Origin of the sequence: Psychrobacter sp. 5A.1, from assembly GCF_030407455.1 — a bacterium.
In the GTDB taxonomy this organism is placed as follows: Bacteria; Pseudomonadota; Gammaproteobacteria; order Pseudomonadales; family Moraxellaceae; genus Psychrobacter.
The window spans coordinates 1-2,264 of the sequence record NZ_JASDDJ010000118.1; the positions used below are offsets into that span (position 1 = coordinate 1).

A 2,264-nucleotide genomic window follows, 5' to 3' on the forward strand; every position below is an offset into this window, starting at 1 on the left:
TTTTCTATATGAATCAGGATTTTGAACTATGGATTCTTAATTCAATCATGTTTGAAGGTGTCTTATATATCGTATCTTGGGAAAAATATAATATCGATCCCAAAACTGGGAAAATATCAATTGACTCTACAGTACATTACACTTCAATTCACGAATCGGAATCAATTTACAAAGGGTTGATAATGTAAGTGGTCAAAATAAAATATCAACGTTAAAATTCTATTTATCATAGGATAAATTTTCAATTGAATAAAAATTTATCACCGCTACGTCTCCAACATGCTCAGTCCTCACGATGATGGTACTACCCCGCCCCTACGCGCATTACAACTATCATCAGGGGCAACGCATGGTTGACAGTTCGCTCCTCGCATCAAGCAGCAATACGCTGTAGACGGCGAAAACCATCGTACGGCAATCAGGTGCTACTCAGTCGGATGTGGTGGCAGGCAATTATACGCTGACGGCAAATACGATTGACTCACTCTCAGGTGTCGGTGGCCAAGCTGGCCAGTCAGGACTACATATCAGTGCCAATAACAAACCTGTGGCGATACAAGCACAAGGCGGTGAGTTGCAGCTGCACAGTCAGCAAAGTATGACAATCGGTAGTGAGTCAGGACAGGTCAATGTGTCGAGTCCGAAGCGGATTAAGCTGCAAACGTCAGGCGGAGCGTCGATTACCATCGATGACAGTGGTATTAAGCTGGTGTGTCCAGGCACGGTTAAGATTAAAGCGGTGAAGAAAGAGATGGTGGCGGGGGCAAAAGCCAAACACGGCATACTTGATTATAAAGATCCTTTCGATGAGATGTTTGTGCTTAAAGATACCTTAGGTAACCCTATTTCTGGATTTGCTTATAAAATCACTACTGGTGACGGTAAGATTTATCGAGGAATAACAAATAAAGAGGGTCAGACAACAAGAATTCATACAGGTGCTCAGGCTGTTGGCATGACCGTAGAAGCCGACGATGAAGAATATGAGTAAGCCATAATTTTATACCAGTAAAAAATATTATTAATCAATAACCTGAATTCGGGATAAGCCACATCATAAATCATTGATACTATTTATAATGTGGCGACCTGCCCTTGCTGAGTCATATTTTTAATAGTGGGTTTATAGGGAAACCAGCAATAAGCAATCAAACCTGACAGCAAGTTTGTGATAAAACCCGTGACACTACGATGGCGTGAATGCTCAATCTGACACAAGTTTTTCAGCTCCCCAAACACCGTCTCAACCAAAGAGCGATGATTGAGTAGCGCCTCATCCATAGGCTCAAGTAATTGGGGTTTCATATTACGCCGAAGTTTGGTTATCAGCCTAGTATCACTATTGTTTGTAAGCCACGCGCCTAGTGCTTTACTGATATAGCCTCTATCACCGAATAGCTTACCAAACAAAGGCGTTGCCATATCCTTAACAGGCGCTCTATCATCAGTATTACCCGCAGTGACTTTGACGGAGACCAGCTCACCTTTATGATTGATAATGGCATGTAGCTTAAAGCCGTAAAACCAACCCATGCTACTTTTACCTCGGGTTGCAAGTCCTTCAAAGACTTTATGACGGTAAATACGCTTGTTATGACAAACCGCTATCTTGGTTGAATCAATATAGCTGATACCCGTACAGTCGCCCATCATGCTTTGCAAGTAGCTACATAAAGGCATGACACTACGCGGCACAAGCTCTATAAATCGCGAGTAGCTCGGCAGATTTGGAAACTCCCGTTTCATCATGCCAAGCATGTGATGGTAGTAAAACGCCTTAAACTGTCGATAACGTAATTGATGAAACAGTACCGAGATGGTCATAATCTCTGCTACACTTATCTGGCATGCTCTTAGCCGCTGACTGCCAGTTGCGATTAAGTGAGCGTCAAACTCAGGTTTGAATTGCTGATACAAGTCGTCAATATGGCAGTATAGTTCGGTTAGGTTGTCCATGTAAGAAGTCCTTATTGTGAAGTTTGTCTTGGTAAACTTACTCTAGCAATTTTGGACTTCTTTTTTTTGTGCGCTTATCCCGAACTGGGGTTAATTTATATCATGAAATTAGAGAACTGGGGCAGTTAATTAGTGCTAACACCTCCAACGCTCAAGGACTTGGCACACCGATCAGTCGACCACCTGGCACGATATTAGTCGTTCATATACGTCACCCTTTAACTAAAAAAATGGGTGGTGTATCAAAAAGTATGCTGAGGAATTAAAGGAGGGGTGACAGCCGAAGCAAGATGATATATTTGAGGTTA

General features: G+C 42.2%; 2 protein-coding genes. One reads left to right on the forward strand and one right to left on the reverse strand.

The features are described 5' to 3' along the window. Positions 1-442 precede the first annotated feature (442 nt). A complete protein-coding gene (locus QL982_RS14280; RefSeq protein WP_290190432.1) occupies positions 443-991 on the forward strand; it encodes a DUF2345 domain-containing protein in 549 nt (182 codons plus the stop codon). Between the two features lie 83 nt (positions 992-1,074). Here the strand turns inward: QL982_RS14280 and QL982_RS14285 are convergent, their stop codons facing one another. After that, positions 1,075-1,956, reverse strand: coding sequence for an IS982 family transposase (locus tag QL982_RS14285; RefSeq protein ID WP_290190433.1), 882 nt, complete (start codon positions 1,954-1,956; stop codon positions 1,075-1,077). Between the last annotated feature and the right edge of the window lie 308 nt (positions 1,957-2,264).